The organism is Arthrobacter sp. 01T428 (assembly GCF_056398685.1).
On the sequence record NZ_JBFTPW010000001.1, the window covers coordinates 757,145 to 775,392 of the forward strand.

Sequence of the window (18,248 nt, forward strand, 5' to 3'; positions counted from 1 at the left end):
GACCTTCAAATTTTGCGCACACCCTTGCGTCCCGGGCCTTCATTCTCTAGAGTGACCGTACGTACAGTCAAAGGAGATTGGTGTGGCTTCGACCTTCACGAGCATGTTTGACCAGTTTGAGCGCAGAGCCGAACAACACCCTGATGCAACATGCTTGTCCTTCCAGGACCGCGCATGGAGCTGGGGGCAGATGAGGACCAGAATATTGAAAGCCGCCAGCGCACTTGAGGCCATGGGCGTCAAGGCGGGCGACCGTATTGCGTTCATCGACAAGAACCACGCTGCTTGTCTCGAGTTAACGCTCGCCGCATCGTTAATCGGAGCGGCGCAAGTCGTCGTCAACTTCCGACTTTCCCCCGGGGAGCTCGGATATGTCCTTGGTGATTCGGACGCCAAACTGCTGATCACAGGCCATGAATTCGTGCCACAAATCCGTGGCATTCAAAAGCAACTCCCCGCGCTGAGCCGCGTGCTCGTCCTTGGTGGCGAGAACGACGAGTATGAGGCGCTCGTGGAGGGCGCCCCACCTCTGGCAAAGCGGCACCGTGCTGAGCCGGACGACTGTTTCCTGCAGTTGTATACCTCCGGGACTACGGGTTGGCCCAAGGGTGCTCTCTTGACGCAGAAGAGCATGTCTGCGCACAACGAAACCGTCCGGAACGCCTACGACATGGATGATTCCGCGGTCAATCTCGTAGCCATGCCGCTCTTCCACGTTGGCGGCACCAGTTGGGCGTTGGCCGGCATGGCGGCAGGAGCCCGCACCGTCCTGGTCAGGGAGGTTAACCCCGCCCACCTTCTTGACCTCATTTCCCATGAGCAGGCCACTCATGTATTCCTCGTGCCCGCTGTCATCCAAATGCTGCTGGCAGAGGAAAATGTTGTGGACGCGACGGCCTCCCTGAGGGTTATCGGCTACGGCGGTTCACCGATGCCTGCGCCGTTGATGGAACGCATCCTGAAAACACTCAGCACTCCCCTGTACTCCGTCTACGGGATGACGGAAATGTCCGGGGTGTTCTGCGTCCTTGGCCCCGACCAGCATCGCGACCCGAAGCGCAAGTACCTGCACGCCTCGGCTGGCCGTGCAGTCCCCGGCATCGAGGTCCGCGTCGTGGATCCGTCGACTGGCGAGGACGTGCCGACCGGCGGCGTCGGGGAATTCTGGTTACGCTCCGAGCAGGCAATGTCTGGGTACTGGCATCAGCCCGAGGCAAGCGAGGCCGCATTTGTAGACGGCTGGTTGCGCACGGGGGACGCTGGAAGACTCGACGACGACGGCTACCTGTTCATCGAGGATCGAGTAAAGGACATGGTGATCTCCGGAGGGGAAAACATCTATCCGGCAGAGGTTGAACGCGTGTTGGTCGAACATCCGGCCGTTGAGGAAGTGGCCATCATCGGCGTCCCGCATCAGAAATGGGGGGAAACGGTCCACGCGGTAGTCACGACAAAAGACGGCCAAAGCACCAGTGAACGCGAACTGATCGACTATTGCCGCGAACGCCTGGCGCACTACAAGTGCCCCACGGGCATCAGCTTCACTTCTGCACTGCCCAGAAACCCCACGGGAAAGCTGCTCAAGCGCAAATTGCGTGAAGACTACGGAGGATTAGTCCCGCATGTTTGATGATTCTGGTCGCCAGGGTGCGACCGTCACCTCATCCGCAGAGGCGGGATCCCCGTAGACCCTTATCGACCGACCCACCAAGAATCTAGAGGCACCAAAGTGTTCGACCAATGGAGAATTTCATGACTGACTACAGCCACCTGCTCTCGCCTATCACCATCGGATCGACCGTGTTGCGCAACCGGGTGGTCATGGGCTCGATGCACACTGGTCTGGAGGACCATTTTTGGGATCTGACGAAACTGTCCGCCTACTTTGCCGAGCGCGCCAAGGGCGGCGTAGGCCTGATCGTCACTGGCGCCCACGCTCCGAACCTGGCTGGGGCAATGTGGCCGTTCGGGTCCACCAAGACCGATCGGATGAACGGCATCCTGCGCGGGGCCCTCTGGCCGTTCGGGTCCAGCATGACCAACGGACTCCAGGCCTTGCGCCACCGTACGATCACCGAGGCCGTGCACAAACACGACGGCCGGATCCTTCTCCAGCTCCTGCATTCGGGCCGCTACGGCTACACCCCGAACAACGTTTCCGCCTCGGCAATCAAATCACCGATCAACCCGTTCACCCCACGCGCACTGTCCACCAAGGCGGTGGACCGGACGGTCACGGACTTCGCCAAGGCCGCCCGCCTTGCCCAAAAGGCGGGCTACGACGGCGTGGAAATCATGGGAGCTGAGGGCTACCTCATTAATCAGTTCCTGGCTCCCCGGACCAATCAACGTATGGACAAATGGGGCGGCAGCCCACAGCAACGGATGCGGTTCCCAGTCGAGATCATCCGGCGGATCCGGGAGTACGTCGGCAACGATTTCATCTTGCAATACCGGATTTCCCTGCTGGATTTGGTCGAGAACGGGCAGAATTGGGAGGAGACCGTCGAGCTGGCCAAGCGCCTGGAGGAAGCCGGCGTCGATGTGTTCAACACAGCGATAGGTTGGCACGAGGCACGTGTGCCGACGATCATCACCCAGGTCCCCCGCGGTGCCTGGGTGGACAACACCGCACGGCTGCGCCCAGAGGTTGGAGTGCCCATAATTGCTTCAAACCGGATTAATACCCCTGAGCTCGCCAATCAGATCATCGCCAGAGGTCAAGCCGACATGGTGTCGATGGCCCGTCCGTTCCTGGCAGATCCCGAGTTCGTGAACAAGGCCGCGACCGGGCGAGCCGATCAGATCAACATCTGCATCGGCTGCAACCAAGGTTGCCTCGACCACGCCTTCACCAAGCAGCGTTCCACGTGCCTGGTCAACCCTCGCGCTGGTTACGAAACCGAGCTGATTCTTGGTCCGACGCGCACGAAGAAGAGAATCGCCGTCGTGGGCGCCGGCCCTGCAGGCCTGGCGGCCGCCGTGTCTGCGGCTGAGCGCGGTCTCCAGGTCACGCTGTTCGAGAAGAGCAGTGACCTCGGAGGACAATTCCGTCTGGCCATGCAGGTCCCTGGCAAAGAGGACTTCCGGGACACGCTGAAGTACTACGCCCGCAGGCTTGAGGTTCTCAACGTCAATGTCCGTCTGAACACCGAGGCGACCGACGCCCACCTCACAGAATTTGATGATGTGATCATCTCGACTGGCGTCGCACCTCGCGTCCCGCCGATCGAAGGCATAAATCATCCCAAGTCCGTTTCCTACCCCGATGTGCTCAACGGCTCGGTCATTCCTGGTCGAAAAGTCGCAGTCATCGGCGCAGGAGGCATAGGTGTTGACATGTCAATTTTCCTCACGCACGCGGACGAGACGCTGGAGGAGTGGAAGGCGCACTGGGGCGTGGGCGACCCCGGGATCAATCGCGGTGGTCTCACCGAGCCGAAGCAACGGGCGCCTCAACGGGAGGTCTGGCTGCTCCAGCGCAAGGCCACTCGCATGGGCAACGGTCCCGGTAAGACCTCCGGCTGGGCGCATCGCGCGCACCTTAAGCAGTCCGGAGTTCATTTGGTAAGCGGGGTTCAGTACGACCGGATCGACGACGCCGGCCTGCACATCACAGTGGATGGCGAGAGCCAAGTGCTGGACGTCGATCACGTGGTGATCTGCGCCGGGCAGCAGTCCGTCCGAGACCTCTACGAGACCTTGGACGCGGCCGGTCGCAGTGGCCTGCATCTTATTGGCGGCGCCAACGTTGCCGCCGAACTCGACGCGAAGCATGCGATTCGGCAGGGAACCGAAGTCGCTGCAGCACTCTGAGGAGGCACGGCGCCATTAATGCCAAGTCAGGATGACTCCGCATGCCGTGCTAATGGTCTTCAGTTGCTCTCCGGATTGCGGAGTCGACAGCCCCGCAGATTGGCGCACCGCCATTCTGCGGGGCTGCCGCCGTTCGACCCGTAGCTGGCGCCTTTCGTTCTTCGCCTGCGCAGGAACGACGGCGCCTCCATCCCACCGCGATTTCTCCACCGGGGCGGGTTCTGATCCTGGATGCGGTCCTTCTGGCTTTCTGGTCAATCCACGAGCTCATTAGGCGCAAAAGGGGCATTCATCTGACCGGACTAGACTCAGGGCGTGGATGCGGATCGGCCTCGGGCGGGTGCCTCAAAACGGCAGTCACGGAGCAGTCGATGGCTGGTTTAGGTATTTCCTGAAGTGGTCTTCGATCCGCTGCCATGCTTCCGGGGAAGCCTCCGGGTCTGGCTTGATGCCCATGATCCGGTTCAGCGGACGCAGCAGCTTCGGTGCCAGGTCGGCGTCGTTCATGAAGGCGTGGCTGGAGATGGGAAACTCCATGACGTCATTCTCGATTCCAAGCCCGTTGAGGGCGGACTTCAGCTTGGCGGCCGCGCCCGGCAGCGTGTGGTCCCGGCCGCCGTAGTTGGCCACCACAGGACATGATCCGCGCAAAGACTCCTCAAGGTGCCTGGGGAGTTGCCCGTAGTTCACGGACGCAGCATCGAAACCGTCCTTGGCCACAAGCAGGGCAAAGCCGCCGCCCATGCAGAAGCCGATCACACCCGGGTTTCCGGTGCTGCGCTCCGAAGTGCTGAGCCAGGTCCGTGCGGTGGCCAGATCGGTGAAGGCCTTGCCGGTGCCCGAGATCATGGACCGCATGGTGCTCACAAGGCAGCGGCGGGCGCCGCCGTCGCTGTAGAGGTCCACGGCCAGCGTCAGGTAACCGGCTGCGGCCAGCCTGTCCGCATGGCGGCGCATCACATCGTTCACGCCGAAGGCTTCGTGGATCATCAGGACGGCCGGAAAAGGGCCTTCGCCTTCGGGCTCAGCCAGATACCCGCCCAGCTGGCGCGAGCCGCCGGCTTTGGCGCTCGCATCGCTCAGATCGATGTATGCCATTGCGCGGGCCTTCCTGTTGCCGGATACCGGACAGTCTGCCATCAGCAGCCGTGCATCGGTTGCTCCGTAAGTGCCCTAAGGGGTATTCACTGCTGTGGTTCATTCCCGCCAGGGCCGACCAGCCCTGGGGCGTTCCAGGCTTGGCGGGTGACCGCGTGGTTTTGGCGGAATGGGTGGGGTTTGCTTGGGTTCGGGGTTGGCGACCAGGGTGCGGTAGCGCACGGGGTCGTGGGCGACGGCGAGCTGGAGGAGGCGGAAGAAGACCAGTCCCCGGCTGCCGGAGCGGCGCCGGTTGAACCGAAAGACGAACTCGTCCAGGTAGCTTTGGAGGTGCGCTTCGTCAACGGAGCCCTGATGTGTGCCCATCAGCCACCGTTTGGCGAGCGAGGCGACGCGGTGAACCCCGGGCAGCAGCGCACCGGAGTCCTCCCCGCGGGCGCGGGCCGCGCGTTGGCTGCGTGGCTCGTGGGTGTAGCCAAGCGCCTCGATACCGCGGTAACCGGTCCAGCCGTCGGTGACCAGGTGCCGCCCCCGGCTCGACGTGTTCGGCAAAGAAGGAATGCAGCGAACCGGCTGATCCGTCGGCCAGGGTTGCCATGCGGCACCGGCCGTACCCGCGCGGGTCGGTGACCTCGACCGCCACCGCGACCAGTGCCTTCTTGCCCCTGGCACGCCCGCCGCGAAGGCCCGGCTCCGCACCGCCGATGTAGGTCTCGTCCACCTCGACCCTTCCAGACAGCCTGTCCCGGCCCGGCCGCACCAGTAACGTGCGCAACCGGTGCAGCATCGTCCACGCGGTCGGGTAGGAGCCGATCTCCAGCGAACGCTGCAGGCTCTGGGCGGAGATGCCGTCTTTCTGAGCGGAGAACAGCCAGCACGCGGTGAACCAAACCGTCAACGGCGTCCTACGACGATCGAACAGCGTCCCGGCCGTCACTGACGTCCGGGCGCCGCATCCGGCGCACTTATACCGCCCGTCCGCCACCGTCCACCCGCCGGCATGCCCACATCGCGGGCAGACAAAACCACCCGGCCAACGAAGCCAGTCCAGATAATCCAAGCAGTCCACATCGGTCGCAAACCACGACTGAAACTCACCAACGGAGCGCGGGTAATGCCCACCCGCCCGAGGCCGATCCGCATCCACGCCCTGAGTCTAGTCCGGTCAGATGAATATCCCTTAGGCGCAAAATGGGCGCTGGACCCGTCTCTCAAGACGTCTCCAGCGCCCATCCGCCAGTCGTGTGGTGCCGGTCAGACGCGAACTCCGAGCTGAGCAAGCAAGTCGCTCTGGTCGTAGATCACTTTGTATTCTGCAATCCGATCACCCTCGAATCGCCAGAATTCAGCGAGTTCCACGCGAATGGAGGCGCCGGTGGGCGGCAGGGAGTCGCCGTCCGGGAAGGCGAGATCCCCGTTGTGCGTTCCGGTGACCTCGACGAGAGCGGCCAGTTCGTTGTCGCCACTGACAACGCGGTGCGGACGGTGTCGCAGGTCGGGGAACGCCGCGAAGAATCCGGCCATCCACAGGACAACAACTTCCGCGCCTTCTTGACGAAATCCTGAGGCGTCGATCACACATCCAGGTGTCAGGGCAGCCTCGACCCAGTCGAAGTCGTGCTCATCCACGTGTCGAAAGAACTCCTCGACCCATGCGGTTCGGTCCATGACGGCTGGTGCAATAGTGTTCATGCGCTCGTTGCCTTTCGCTTTATTTAGTCCGACGAATCGGACGGAATGAGGATGGGCTTAATCACCTTGCTCGCGTGGAAGTCCTTGAGGGCATCTTCCAAGCGATCGAGGGGATATTCGGTGATTAGCCGGTCGAATGGGAATCGACCGTCGCGCCACATATCGATCAGGTGCGGGATCAGTTGGTGCGGATCCGAATCCCCCTCGATCACACCTGTCAGGGTGCGGCCCATGAGGAGATGGCCCTGGTCGATGGTGATGTCGTTATCGAGTGCCTGAAGACCGACGGTGGCGCATACGCCGGGGGAGCGCAGGGACATGAGGGCCTCCCGCACGACGCTACCGAGCCCGACGGCCTCCATCGTGAAGTCGAGCCCGCCCGTGGCCTCAAGGATCTCCCACACCACGTCCCTGGTCGATGAAGGATTGAAGGTGTGCGTGGCCCCCAGTTCGCGAGCCAGGGCGAGGCGGTCGTCGCTGAGGTCAACGGCCACGATTGTCTCGCATTCCGCAGCCCGTGCAGCCATCAGTCCCGCCAGGCCGACCGTCCCCATACCCCAGAACCCAATGCTCTGTCCGGGCTGAGGGCGTAGCACGTTCATGACCGTCCCTGCCCCGGTGAGCAATCCACAACCGAGCGGTCCGAGCAGGTGCACCGGAGCGTCCTTGTCGACCCGGACGGTGTTGCGAGCACTCGTGACTGCGTGGGTACCCCAAGAGGACTGACCGAACCAGTTCCCGTGGATCTCACGCTCGCCTTGGACCATCGTCGTGGTGCCATCCAGCCGGGTGCCGAAATAGTTCAGCGGGCCGGAGAGCACGCAGTAGGCGGGGTGCCCGCCGTTGCAGGCGGCGCAGTCGCCGCAGGTGTCGAACGTCAGGACGACGTGATCGCCCGGAGCCAGGTGGGTCACCTCCGAGCCCACCTCCTCCACGACGCCGGCGCCTTCGTGACCGAGCACTGCGGGCATCGGCAGTGGCACCATGCCGTTCAGGCCGGTGAGGTCGGTGTGGCATATGCCGACGCCCGCAATGCGGACCAAGACCTCGTTGCCTTGGAGCGGGGTGTGCTCCACCTCCTCGAGTGTCGGGGTAGCTCCCGGTTCGGTGAAAATCGCAGCGCGCACGGTTCAGCCCTCCATAACCGGTACGACGAGGTCGTAAATGCGTCGGTCCAGCGTACGGGACAGGTCCACGTGCACGAACTTCTGCTCGGTGTACTCATCGAGCGCGTGGGGGCCGAGCTCACGGCCGATGCCGCTTTGCTTGAAACCGCCGAACGGGTACATGACATTGACCATGTGCCAGTCGTTGATCCACACCGTCCCTGCCTCGAGCTGGCGAGCAACGTCCATCGCGGCGTCGACGTCCTCACTCCATACGCCGGCGGACAGGCCGTACTCGCTGTCGTTGGCGATGTCGATGGCCTCCTGGAGGTCGGTGTAGCGGAGCACGCACAGGACGGGGCCGAAAATCTCCTCCTGGGCGACGCGCATGTCGTTGGTGACGTCGGTCAGGATGGTCACCGGAACCCAGTGTCCGGGACCGTCAGGAACTTCGCCCTGGAAGGCAATGGTGGCGCCTTCCTTCGGAGCGAGCTCGATGTAGGACTCGATGCGGGCCTTCTGCTCTGCGGAGATGATGGGCCCCATGGCAGTGTCAAAGTCTGCCGGAGGGCCCACCTTCATCAGCTTCGCGCGCTCGATCATCTTCGCGACGAACTCGTCGTGCAGCGCATCCGGGAGCAGCAGGCGGGTGCCCGACTCGCAGGCCTGCCCCTGATAGAGGCAGAACGCGAAGAGGGCGCCATCGACGGCAGTGTCGATATCGGCATCCGGCAACACGATATTCGGACCCTTGCCTCCCAGCTCAAGTGTCACTTTCTTAATGTTCTCCGAAGCCTGCTGCGCGACTAGGCGTCCCACGGCCGTGGAACCTGTGAAGGCGATCTTGCGGACGTCGGGATGCGACGACAGCCGCCGGCCCACCTCTTCACCCTCGCCGGTGATGACATTGAGGACGCCTGGAGGCACGCCCGCCTCGTGAGCAGCGCGGGCAACCTCGAGGAGGGTTCCAGGGGTCTTCTCGTCCGGTTTGAGGACGATGCAGTTCCCCGCGGCAAGCGCCGGGCCGAGCTTCCACACCGCCAGCAGCATCGGGAAGTTCCACGGCACGATGCCTGCCACAACACCGATCGGTTCCCGCCGGGTGATGCCCGCTGCCATCGTGGGATACCCAAGCATCGGCCCGGGGGTTTCAAAAGGATATGTGCGGGCCAGGTCAGCAAAGTACTGCAGGTGGGAGATCGAGTAGCCGACGTGGAACGCCATTGCTTGCCGGACGGTCACGCCGTTCTCGGCCACGTGCATCTCGACGAGGTCGTCCATGCGGTCATTGAGGATCTCGACCATCCGCGTCATCGTGGCGGCGCGATCCTCGGGAGTAGCGTTTCGCCAATCACCCCGCTTGTGCGCCGCTACCGCCGCGGCCACTGCGGCATCGGCATCCGCTGCGCTTCCCTTTGCAGAGGTCGCCCACAGCTCCTCGTCCGCCGGGTTGATGAGGTGATACCGGTCCTCGCTGTCGACCCATTCACCGTCGATGTACATCCGGAAGTGTGGGACCTCCAGAACGGCCTCGGTCATCAAACCGTTTCCTTTTCAGCCACGAGCTCCCGGTAGATCGGGAAGACGGGCTTTGCTGCCGGAATCAGTTTCAAGATCTGCGTCACAGGTCCCTTGGCCTTGACCTGCCCCTTGGCCAGGCCGACGGCGACGTTGTATTGGCCACTCCAGAACTGGTTGCCGTGGTCTGCCGACATCGACATCCGGACGTCCGGAGTGAGTTGGGAATCGCCTTCGATGACCTCGATTGCCGGCTCCTTGAGGATAACGGTGACGCTCGACGTCGGGTTGCTGTAGTCGAGCCGCAGCACGATGTCGGCGGCCCGCAGTGTCTCGCCGACCCCTTCGACGCCGTCGGCGACCTTGAATACTCCGCCGAGGTACTTGTAGACCTCAGCAGCGTCCTTGAAATAGCTCATCTGATCCTCCTCTTGTGGGCCGAGTTCTCGTGGCTCTCGGCATTGCACGAGTCACTCTCGCATAGACCGTACGTGCGGTCAATAGTCTGGCTGCCTAGCAAAACCTTCCGGCGCATGGCACTTGCCAAGCGTCGAGAGCTTCGCATACCGTGTGCGGATCAGTGACCGCCTGTACGGTCAGATCCATAAAAGTTTCCCCAATGTCGGAGGATGGCTGCGGCTCGGTGAAACATCAAAACAGGGAGCCGCAGTGAAACGAATTTTTGTGCACAGAGTAACCAAGGGGGCGGTTGCCTTCGCGACAGCATCACTTATGCTGGCCGCAGGCACAGGCGCCGGAGTGGCTTCGGCGTCGCTTCCGCTCCCGACCGTTCCGGTGTTGCCGAAACCACCCTTGAGCGACGACGCGTTCTACGTCCCGCCCTCGCCCCTGACGAACGGCGAGCCTGGAAGCGTGATCAGGACCCGGGACATTCCGCTGTCCCTGTATCCTGACGCCCATGCCCAGCAGGTCATGTACCTCTCGACCGACCAGCACAACAGGCTGGTGCCAGTGACCGGCATGCTGCTGACGCCGCTGCTGCAGAAGCCTGGCACCGACAACCCTGTGGTCGTGGGCACTCCCGGCACCCGGGGTCTCGACGACGGGTGCGCGCCGTCAAAGCAGGTCAACCCTTTGCAGGCCAACCCGAGCAGCCCGGACTACGAGATCACCCAGTACCAGCAGTTCCTGGTCCAGGGCATCTCCGTCGTCGTAACCGACTATGAGGGACAAGGCACGCCGGGGGACTCATCGTATTTGGTCGGGCCCTCCGAGGGTCGCAATGCGCTGGACGCTCTGCGGGCCGCCGAGCATATCAACGGCTCGGGACTCTCGCCGAACTCCCCGGTGGGTATCGCCGGCTACTCCCAGGGCGGGCAGGCCGCCGCATGGGCGGCCGAGCTGCAGCCAACCTACGCGCATGACCTGGACCTCCGGGGAGTGCTGGCCGGTGGCGTTCCGGCCGACATGCTGATGACGGTCAATCACTTAAATGGCAACGTGACTGCGGGCGCTGGCTTCGCATTGGCTACCCTGGTCGGGCTGAACCATGCCAACCCCGAGCTGGACCTGAACGGCAAGCTGACGCCCGGGGGCAGGCAGGTCATCGACCACGTCAAGCAGTCGTGCATCATCGAGGACTTTGCCGGGTTCGGCACCACCACGATCGGTCAAGTCACCAACCCCGACATCCTTACTGACCCGGCATGGCAGAAGGCCTACCGGGCCTCCCTGCTCGGCACGAGGAAACCTGCCGCGCCCGCCTACCTCTACCATGGCACGGCGGACACCATCGTCCCGATCGCCGAAGGGGGCAAGCTGTACCACGACTGGTGTACCCAGGGAGCATCGGTGCAGTACGAGGTCATCACCGGCGCCGAACACATCTCCGGGTTCCTCCTCGGGGCCCCGGCCGGGATTCAGTGGCTCGCTGACCGCCTTGCGGGCGAGCCCGTCGTCGCCGGCTGCCATGAGGTGAGCATCCCCTGACCCGAATCCACTGACCTGCCGCGCTTTTGGCATGTCCATGAAGCACCTGCCCCCCGCTGCTGACCCTGAACACGCCAACCAGGGTCGGCAGCGGGGGAGGAGCTTAGGCCCGCCAGGCAGCACCGAACCACTGCCTGGCGGACCTCTTCATACCGCATCGTTCATACCGCCTCGCCCGAGGGCGTGGCCGTACTAGAGGTCAGAGGAGTTCGATGATCGTGGCGTTAGCCTGACCGCCGGCCTCGCACATGGTTTGAAGGCCGTAGCGGATTCCCTCGCGGCCCATGTGGTGCAACATGGTCGTCATGAGGCGGGCCCCGCTCGCACCAAGCGGGTGACCGAGTGCTATCGCGCCCCCGCACGGATTGAGGAGTGACTCGTCGGCCCCAGTCTCAGCCAACCATGCCAGGGGTACGGGGGCGAAGGCCTCATTGACCTCAAAGACGCCGATGTCCTCAAGTCGCAGGCCGCTTCGCCGCAGCACCTTTTCTGTCGCCGGGATCGGTGCCGTGAGCATCAACCGGGGGTCCGCCCCCGCAAGGGCCACCGAGTGGATCCGGGCAATCGGCCGCAGGCCGAGCTCTGCCGCCTTCTCACTGGTCATCATGAGAAGAGCAGCCGCACCGTCGGAGATCTGGCTGGCGTTCCCGGCGCTGACCACCCCGTCGTCTTTGAATGGCGTCTTGAGGCCCGCCAACGTCTCCAGGGTGCCTCCGCGCCGAATCCCTTCGTCGCTCGACACCAGACCGTCGGCCGTCTTGATCGGAGCAATCTCGTCCGCGAACGCCCCGCTTTCCTGGGCAATCGCAGCACGCTCGTGGGAACGAAGTGAGAAGTCGTCCACCTGTGTGCGGGATAACCCCCACTGCTCGGCGATCATCTCCGCGCCTATACCTTGGTTCGGCACCCCGAACACGGCCTGGAAGGACGGCGGGTACGGCTGCTGCCCGGCCAGCGATGATCCCATCGGAACTCGCGACATCGACTCCACGCCGCCCGCGACGACAACGTCGTAATGACCGGCGATCAGCCCCGCCGCAGCGAAGTGCACCGACTGCTGCGACGAGCCACACTGACGATCGATGGTCACCCCCGTCACGGACTCCGGCCACCCGGCCGTGAGAGCAGCCGTGCGCGCTATGTCGTAGGTCTGTTCACCGACCTGGCTCACGCAGCCCCACAGCACATCGTCCACTTGTGCGGGATCGACTCCTGTTCCCTCAGCAAGCTGGGTCAGCACGTGAGCGGACAGGTCGACTGGGTGAATCCCAGCAAGCCTTCCGCCCCGCTTTCCAATCGGCGTGCGGGTCGCGTGGACAATAACGGCGTCGCGCATGGTGACCTTCTTCCTTGTCTATGTATCTTGACCGTACGTGCGGTCAATAGTAGCGTGTAGAGGAATCGAAGCAAACCCCTTTACTGAGAGGCAGGCGACATGACGTCCGCATTTACGACGGGCGACCGCGGGGCCGAACCCGCAGTCCTCACAGAGCGACGTGGCCGCGTCCTCCTCATCACCTTGAACCGGCCGAACAGCCTCAACGCGGTCGACGCCAGCCTCTCACGCGGACTGGGAGACGCCCTGGACGAGCTCGCACGCGATGCTTCGCTCTACGTAGGAGTCATCACCGGGGCCGGACGCGCGTTCTGCGCCGGCGCGGATCTGAAGGAACTGGCAGCCGGGCGCTCGGTACATGATTCCGAGCATCCCGAACGCGGCTTCGGCGGGATCGTCCGCCACTTCATTGACAAGCCTCTGATAGCGGCCATTAACGGCTTCGCGCTCGGGGGCGGCACCGAGATCCTCCTCGCCTGCGACCTCGCAGTGATCAGTGCAGAGGCCAGCCTCGGGCTCCCCGAGGTGAGGCGCGGGCTCGTCGCTGCTGCTGGCGGGCTGCTAAGGCTCCACCGCCAGATACCGCCCAAAATAGCGGCCGAGGCCATTTTTACCGGTCAGCCGATCAGCGCGGACACGGCGCTGCGGTGGGGGATTGTGAACCGGGTCGTTCCACCGGACCAGGTTGTGGCTGCCGCCCTGGAGTTGGCAGAGGCAGTAGCCGCCAACGCTCCGCTGGCGCTGCGAGCCAGCAAACGGATCATGATGCGCAGCGCCGAGAGTTCCGACTGGAGCCCCGAGGCATGGGAGCTGAACGGCGAAGAGTTTGCGGCAGTGGGCGGCAGCATGGACGCCAGTGAAGGTGCCAGCGCTTTCGTCGAGAAGCGGACGCCGGTCTGGAGCGGCCAGTGACCGGCATCCTCGACCGCTTCCGCCTCGACGGCCGCGTGGTGATCGTCACGGGCGCAAGCTCCGGCCTCGGCGCCGGGTTCGCGCAGGCCCTTGCCGAGGCCGGGGCCGATGTCGTTGTCGCTGCCCGGCGGCGCGGCCGGCTCGACGAGCTGTGCCGGGCTGTCGAACAGCGCGGCCGATCAGCCCTCGCCGTCACCACTGATGTTGCAGATCCCGAGCAGTGCGCCGCGCTCGTGGGGGCGGCCATGGACCGCTTCGGGAGGGTGGACGTGCTCATCAATAATGCCGGAATCGGAACCGCCGTCCCGGCCTTGCGCGAAACCCCGGAGGAGTTCCGGCGAGTCCTGGACGTCAACCTAATGGGCGCCTATTGGATGGCACAGGCAGCTGCCCGTAACATGCAGCCCGGCTCGAGCATCGTCAATATCGCAAGCACCCTGGCGTTTATAGCGCCGCCGGCCCCCCAAGCGGCCTACGCCGCGAGCAAGGCCGGCATTGTCGGTCTCACACGCGACCTCTCGGCCCAGTGGGCAGGACGGCGTGGAATCCGGGTCAACGCCCTGGCGCCCGGGTACGTGGCGACCGAAATGACCGCGGAGGTGCCATCGGCAATGTTGGAGGAGTTCATCAAGGGGCGCAGCCCCCTGGGCCGGATGGGGACGCAGCAGGAGCTTGACTCCGCAATGCTGTTCCTCGCAAGCCCGGCATCGTCTTACATCACCGGAAGTACGATCGCCGTCGACGGCGGCATGTCGGGACACTAAGAGCAATAACAAGAAGGGGAATCATGAGCGATGTAGCTGATGGTCAACTGGCAGTAGCGGTAGACGTGGGCGAACTCGCCGCACGGACCCGCGCGTTCGTCCTGGAGGAGGTGATCCCGCACGAGGACCGTTCCGATGGCGATGTGACAGCGGCCGGCGGGGACGCGCTGCGGCGCGAACTACAGGCCGACGCCCGTGAACGCGGGCTCCTCGCGCCGCAGGCAGGTGTCGAGTACGGCGGCCTGGGGCTGTCGATGACGGGACGCGCACGAGTGTTCGAAGCCGCAGGGTCGTCCGTGTTCGGGGCGTTGGCGATCAATGCCGCCGCTCCGGACGAAGGCAACATGCATCTGCTGGAACAAATCGCCACCGGTGAACAGCGCGAACAGTTCCTCCGCCCACTGGTTGCCGGTGAGGTTCGCTCGGCGTTCGCGATGACTGAGCCGGCGCCGGGAGCCGGCGCCGACCCATCCGCGCTTCGGACAACTGCCGTGCGCGTCCCCGGCGGCTGGCGGATCGACGGCCAGAAGATCTACATCACCGGTGCTGACGGCGCAGGCTTCTTTATCATCATGGCGCGAACCTCCGGAGAGCCCGGATCGAGGGGCGGTGCGACGATGTTTCTCGCACCTGCCGACGCCAAGGGGATCGCGGTTGGCCGTCACGTGCCAACAACGGACCGATCAATGGTCGGCGGCCACTGCGAAGTGACGTTCGAAGGCCTCACACTGCCTGAGGACGCCGTGCTCGGAGAAGTCGACGAAGGATTCACCGGCGCACAGGTACGCCTCGGACCGGCCCGCATGACGCATGTCATGCGCTGGCTGGGGGCTGCAGTACGGGCGCATGAGACCGCCGTCGAGTACGCCTCCGAGCGACGCGGATTTGGCAGCGCTCTTGGTGATCTGGGCCTGGCCCAGCACCTGATCGCCGAGAACGAAATTGACATTGCCGCCACGCGGGCACTCTTGGACGTCGCCTGTGCGGCGCTGGACGCAGGGTCCCCAGCGGCGCAGGAAACGTCGATCGCGAAGGTCTTCGGGGCCGAGGCGATCGACCGTATTGTGGACCGGGCGGCCCAGTTGTGCGGAGGGATGGGTGTTTCCGCGGACTTTCCGATTGCCCGGATTGCACGGGAGGTGCGGCCGTTCCGTATCTACGACGGGCCATCGGAGGTACACCGCTTCGCCATCGCCAAGCGCGCGGTGCGTCAGGGACGCGTCCGGGTCGCGACGCGGGAGGATCTCGCGTGAGCTCGCCGCACTTGAACTTGGAGGCCTTGGGTTTGTACTTCGATGCGTCCGGGATCCAGCGGCTCGGAGCACTGCAAGGAGAGCTGATCTCCGGTGGGCGCTCGAACCTGACGTATCGCGTGACCGACGGCCTGACCTCATGGGTGGTACGGCGCCCACCTGCCGCAGGACGTACGACGTCCGCGCACGACGTCATCCGGGAGGCCCGGGTGGGACACGCGCTGGCGGGCACGGTGGTGCCGGTGCCGCCGGTCCTCGCACTGTGCGAGGACACGGCGGTGCTTGGGGTCCCATTCACGGTCACCGGATGGGTCCAGGGCCGGATAGTCCGGGACAGGGATGAATTGGATGCGCTCAGCGAGGCTCAGGTTGGGGCGGTGTGCACTACCATGATGGACGTGCTCGCGGGGCTTCACGATGTCGACCCGGCAGCCGTGGGCCTGGAAGGCTTCGGGCGCCCCGAAGGTTTTGTGGCCCGGCAGGTGGCGCTGTGGCGCAGGCAATGGGACCGGGTGCGCACCCGTGAGCTTCCGGACGTCGAGCGCCTGCATGCACTGCTTTCCGAACGCGTCCCCGACTCTCAAGCTTCGGGCATAGTGCACGGGGACTACCGCATCGACAATCTGATGCTCGACGACGGGAATCCCGCGACGATTAAGGCGGTCCTTGACTGGGAGCTCTCCACGCTGGGAGACCCGCGGACGGATGTGGCATTGATGTGCATCTACCGGAACCCGGCCCTGGATGTGGTTTTGGGACTGCCTGCAGCCTGGGCCAGCCCCCGGATCCCTTCCGCCGACGATCTGGCACAGGCCTATGCCGAACGCTCTGGGCGGGACCTGGGCGATTGGCCGTTCTACCTCAGTCTCGCCGCCTTCAAGCTAGCCGTTATCTCTGAGGGCATCGCCCACCGCGCCCATGCCGGTGCTGATGCCAGCCGGAACGCGGCGCAGGCGGCGGAGGCTGTCCCGGACCTGATCAGCGCAGGGCTTGCCCACTTGCGGGCCTGAAGCCAGCACGCAGGATTAAGACCAAGAACGGCCCGGCCGCGAGTTACTCGCAGCCGGGCCGTTCTTCGTCTGCCCATCCGATCCGGGTGGGTAGATGCTTATTCGTGACGGCCGGACGCCTGGGCCGTGCGCAGGCTGTTCTTGTCGAGTTTCCCGACGCTTGTGCGCGGGATATGCGTGCTGAACGTCCAGCGTTCCGGAATCCACCACTTCGCGACGCGGCCGAGCAGGAAAGTGATAAGGTCCTCCTGAGTCACGGATGCACCCTCTTCCGTAACGACGAACGCATGCGGACGCTCCTCCCACTTGGGGTCGGGGACGCCGATCACGGCGACCTCGCGGACCGCAGGGTGCTCGGCGATGGCGCTTTCAAGTTCTACGCTCGAAATCCACTCACCGCCGCTCTTGATGCCATCCTTCAGCCGGTCCTTGAGCTCCACCCAACCGCCAGGGTGGATGACACCCAGGTCTCCGGTGCGGAGCCAGCCGTCGCGGAACTTGCTGTCATCTTCCAATGCGATGTACGCGCCTGTGATCGTGTTGCCCGAGAGTTCGACCTCGCCGATCGAGGCTCCATCCCATGGCTGGATGGCCCCATCGAAGCTCACGATGCGGGCATGGACGCCCGGTAGCAGCCGCCCGGTCCGTGTGGCCCAAACAGAGGTGTCCGAGCCGGCGGAGCCAGCGGGCGGACGGGAGTAAGTCAGGAGCGGGGAGGTTTCCGTCATTCCCCAGCCCTGCAGGAGCCTGACGCCATTGTTCTCGAGGATCTCGCGGGACAGCGCCCGTGAAAGCTGCGAGCCGCCCGAGACTGCCACCCGCAGAACTGTCAGGTCGACGCCGTGATCGTGGGCGAAGCGGCCAAGCTGGCTCCAGATAGTCGGGACAGCCGCGAGCATGGTCGGCCGGGTGCGGTCGATCATCGCCGCCAGGTGCGGAGCCTGGAGGAACCGTCCGCTCATAACCAAGCCCGAGCCGGCCCACCATGCAGCGTGCACCCAGCCCCACGCATTGGCATGGAACATCGGGACGACCGGGAGAGCCCGATCCGCGTCGGAGAATCCGTAGACGCTGCCCGTCGAGATCATCAATGTATGAAGCACGGTCGAGCGGTGGCTGTAGGCCACGCCTTTGGGGTCTCCGGTGGTCCCCGTTGTGTAACAGAGAACGGCGGCGTCATCCTCCTGGACCCGCGGGAATACTTCAACAGGAGCGGACGCACCGACAAGCGTGGCATAGTCGTGGACGGCAACGCCGTGGACTGCCAGCTCCGCCGGTGCCTCGCCGATGACCACCACATCGGTGATGCTGGGCACCTGGGGCAGAAATTCCAAAAGGAGCGGGACCAAATCGGCGTCGACGATGATGGCGCGGTCTCCGCCATGCATCGCAATGTATGCGAGCTGCGACGAGTGCAGCCGCAGATTCAGGGTGTGCAGGACCGCACCCATCGAGGGGATCGCGAAGTATGCCGCCACGTGGTGCGAGGTGTTCCAGCACAGCGTAGCGACTACCTCGCCCTGGCCGATGCCGAGACCCCTCAGGGCACCAGCCAGGCGGCGGCCCTCGGCAGCGACGTCCGCGAACGTGCGCTCACGGTAGACGCCGTCGATGTAATCGGTGACTGACGCCTCGCCATGGCAGCGTTCGCCATGCTCAAAGATGTCCGCGATGGACAGTGGGTGACGCTGCATCGTTGCACGCATCTCTTCCTCCTTTGGATGGGCTCCGTCACCGGACCCGGGTAATTGGAACCAATGACCGTATGAACGGTCACTCAATATTTCGACGGC

The 18,248-nt window shown here is 64.2% G+C and carries 14 protein-coding genes and 1 pseudogene; 7 read left to right on the forward strand and 8 right to left on the reverse strand.

Going from position 1 to position 18,248, the window contains the following annotated elements; all coding sequences use genetic code 11:
- Positions 1 to 103 precede the first annotated feature (103 nt).
- Both AC1DJB_RS03560 and AC1DJB_RS03565 read left to right on the forward strand, forming a co-directional pair.
- Positions 104 to 1,630, forward strand: coding sequence for a long-chain-fatty-acid--CoA ligase (locus AC1DJB_RS03560; protein ID WP_476909955.1), 1,527 nt, complete (start codon positions 104 to 106; stop codon positions 1,628 to 1,630).
- Between the two features lie 122 nt (positions 1,631 to 1,752).
- On the forward strand, positions 1,753 to 3,816 hold the full coding sequence (locus AC1DJB_RS03565; RefSeq protein ID WP_476909875.1) for an FAD-dependent oxidoreductase: 2,064 nt from the start codon (positions 1,753 to 1,755) through the stop codon (positions 3,814 to 3,816).
- Positions 3,817 to 4,173: 357 nt separating this feature from the next.
- Here AC1DJB_RS03565 and AC1DJB_RS03570 read toward each other — a convergent pair whose 3' ends face one another.
- The 6 genes and pseudogenes from AC1DJB_RS03570 to AC1DJB_RS03595 all read right to left on the reverse strand — a co-directional run bounded on the left by AC1DJB_RS03570 (position 4,174) and on the right by AC1DJB_RS03595 (position 9,649).
- Entirely contained in the window at positions 4,174 to 4,914 is a 741-nt protein-coding gene (locus AC1DJB_RS03570; RefSeq protein WP_476909876.1) for a dienelactone hydrolase family protein, read from the reverse strand.
- 99 nt (positions 4,915 to 5,013) lie between these two features.
- Positions 5,014 to 6,061, reverse strand: a pseudogene (locus AC1DJB_RS03575) (IS1595 family transposase).
- A 107-nt stretch (positions 6,062 to 6,168) separates the two neighbouring features.
- Positions 6,169 to 6,606 carry an ester cyclase gene (locus AC1DJB_RS03580; RefSeq protein ID WP_476909877.1) on the reverse strand — a complete coding sequence of 146 codons (438 nt, stop codon included), beginning with the start codon at positions 6,604 to 6,606 and terminating at the stop codon, positions 6,169 to 6,171.
- A 23-nt stretch (positions 6,607 to 6,629) separates the two neighbouring features.
- Positions 6,630 to 7,733, reverse strand: a complete 1,104-nt coding sequence (locus AC1DJB_RS03585) for an NAD(P)-dependent alcohol dehydrogenase (protein WP_476909878.1) — start codon at positions 7,731 to 7,733, stop codon at positions 6,630 to 6,632.
- Positions 7,734 to 7,736: 3 nt separating this feature from the next.
- A complete protein-coding gene (locus tag AC1DJB_RS03590; RefSeq protein ID WP_476909879.1) occupies positions 7,737 to 9,251 on the reverse strand; it encodes an aldehyde dehydrogenase family protein in 1,515 nt (504 codons plus the stop codon).
- Positions 9,251 to 9,649 carry an SCP2 sterol-binding domain-containing protein gene (locus tag AC1DJB_RS03595; protein WP_476909880.1) on the reverse strand — a complete coding sequence of 133 codons (399 nt, stop codon included), beginning with the start codon at positions 9,647 to 9,649 and terminating at the stop codon, positions 9,251 to 9,253. Before AC1DJB_RS03595 ends, AC1DJB_RS03590 begins: the two co-directional genes overlap by 1 nt.
- A 250-nt stretch (positions 9,650 to 9,899) precedes the next feature.
- Here AC1DJB_RS03595 and AC1DJB_RS03600 point away from each other — a divergent pair, with 250 nt between their 5' ends.
- Positions 9,900 to 11,180, forward strand: coding sequence for a lipase family protein (locus AC1DJB_RS03600; RefSeq protein ID WP_476909881.1), 1,281 nt, complete (start codon positions 9,900 to 9,902; stop codon positions 11,178 to 11,180).
- A gap of 199 nt (positions 11,181 to 11,379) precedes the next feature.
- On the opposite strand, the gene AC1DJB_RS03605 is transcribed toward AC1DJB_RS03600, so the two are convergent.
- Positions 11,380 to 12,516, reverse strand: coding sequence for a thiolase family protein (locus AC1DJB_RS03605; protein WP_476909882.1), 1,137 nt, complete (start codon positions 12,514 to 12,516; stop codon positions 11,380 to 11,382).
- 99 nt (positions 12,517 to 12,615) lie between these two features.
- Here AC1DJB_RS03605 and AC1DJB_RS03610 point away from each other — a divergent pair, with 99 nt between their 5' ends.
- From AC1DJB_RS03610 to AC1DJB_RS03625, 4 genes are read left to right on the forward strand one after another with little or no spacing between them, the layout of a single operon-like run.
- A complete protein-coding gene (locus tag AC1DJB_RS03610) occupies positions 12,616 to 13,428 on the forward strand; it encodes a crotonase/enoyl-CoA hydratase family protein (protein WP_476909883.1) in 813 nt (270 codons plus the stop codon).
- Positions 13,425 to 14,192: an SDR family NAD(P)-dependent oxidoreductase gene (locus AC1DJB_RS03615; protein WP_476909884.1), complete on the forward strand. Its 768-nt coding sequence runs from the start codon at positions 13,425 to 13,427 to the stop codon at positions 14,190 to 14,192. The genes AC1DJB_RS03610 and AC1DJB_RS03615 overlap by 4 nt, the downstream gene beginning before the upstream one ends.
- Before the next feature lie 23 nt (positions 14,193 to 14,215).
- The gene (locus tag AC1DJB_RS03620; RefSeq protein ID WP_476909885.1) at positions 14,216 to 15,445 is read left to right on the forward strand and encodes an acyl-CoA dehydrogenase family protein; all 1,230 of its coding nucleotides are present in this window, start codon (positions 14,216 to 14,218) and stop codon (positions 15,443 to 15,445) included.
- Complete coding sequence (locus AC1DJB_RS03625; RefSeq protein WP_476909886.1) at positions 15,442 to 16,455, forward strand: phosphotransferase family protein; 1,014 nt, start codon at positions 15,442 to 15,444, stop codon at positions 16,453 to 16,455. Before AC1DJB_RS03620 ends, AC1DJB_RS03625 begins: the two co-directional genes overlap by 4 nt.
- A 98-nt stretch (positions 16,456 to 16,553) precedes the next feature.
- On the opposite strand, the gene AC1DJB_RS03630 is transcribed toward AC1DJB_RS03625, so the two are convergent.
- Positions 16,554 to 18,161, reverse strand: coding sequence for a long-chain-fatty-acid--CoA ligase (locus tag AC1DJB_RS03630; RefSeq protein WP_476909887.1), 1,608 nt, complete (start codon positions 18,159 to 18,161; stop codon positions 16,554 to 16,556).
- Positions 18,162 to 18,248: the final 87 nt, after the last annotated feature.